This window comes from Synechococcus sp. H55.10, from assembly GCF_047502715.1.
Classification (GTDB): domain Bacteria; phylum Cyanobacteriota; class Cyanobacteriia; order Thermostichales; family Thermostichaceae; genus Thermostichus.
Map to the genome: position 1 here is coordinate 1 of NZ_JANSJJ010000084.1, position 862 is coordinate 862.

1 protein-coding gene is annotated in these 862 nt (G+C 56.3%); it reads right to left on the minus strand.

What is annotated here, in order from left to right:
* A partial coding sequence (locus tag NW858_RS06640) for a bifunctional ornithine acetyltransferase/N-acetylglutamate synthase (RefSeq protein WP_414520156.1) occupies positions 1-209 on the minus strand: 209 nt, incomplete at its 3' end.
* Positions 210-862: the final 653 nt, after the last annotated feature.

Sequence of the window (862 nt, forward strand, 5' to 3'; positions counted from 1 at the left end):
AGATGAGAATAAGAGACAGGGTTATAGGTAACACAAGCGGCCTTGACCTGGTTGGTAGTGAAAACGCCAGCCCCCACTGCATTGCAGTCAGAGACGATCAAAGCCAGATCGGCAGCTCCAGAGGGCTTGAGGCCGGCAGCCACGCCAGCAGCGCGGAACCCTCGTGGGGCGGTAACGGCGCCTGCAACCCGTTTAAATTGGGATCCCATAGATTCCGGGGCCAGGGGGTGATTGGCATTATCATACCGGCTTGCCGCTCAGATCGGGGTTCAGGGTCAGGGCTGGCAACTGGCAAGTTTTGCCCAAGAAACTCTCTGGAAACCACATCTGAGGGAGGGCGGGGGTTGACCCTCCCACCGCCTAAAGGTGGGGAATTCTTACGCCGTTCAACAACGAACTCGTAAAGGCGCTGTCAAGACACCTCTAGACAGTTCCTTGAGGCAAAGCTCCAAGGTTCTGCTTGCTTTTCTGTTCGCGTCAACGGGATGGAGTCCTTGCAGGTTGGCTGAGACGTTGTCATCTCCCAGCCACTTGCCACCGGTTGGGTTTCTCACCGTGATTAGGTGCTCGCCTGGGAACGGTACGCCTTCTCGGCAAGTATACTCAACTATACTACTGACGAGCACCTAAAGTTGCTTACGGGCGCGGGGCTAGCAAGCTATCCTTCTGGGCAATGTAAGGGATCCCTGCCTTCCCAGGCGCGGTTCTCTTGGCTTATGCTAGTGAACAACTCCCGACACTCATCTTCGTTGAGTCAACACAACATGGCTTACGCCACGCTGCGCGAACCGATAGCGTACGGGCTTCACGCTTCACAGACTTGTTGGTACAGAGGTCTCAGCGTGCTGCCACCGTGCAACCC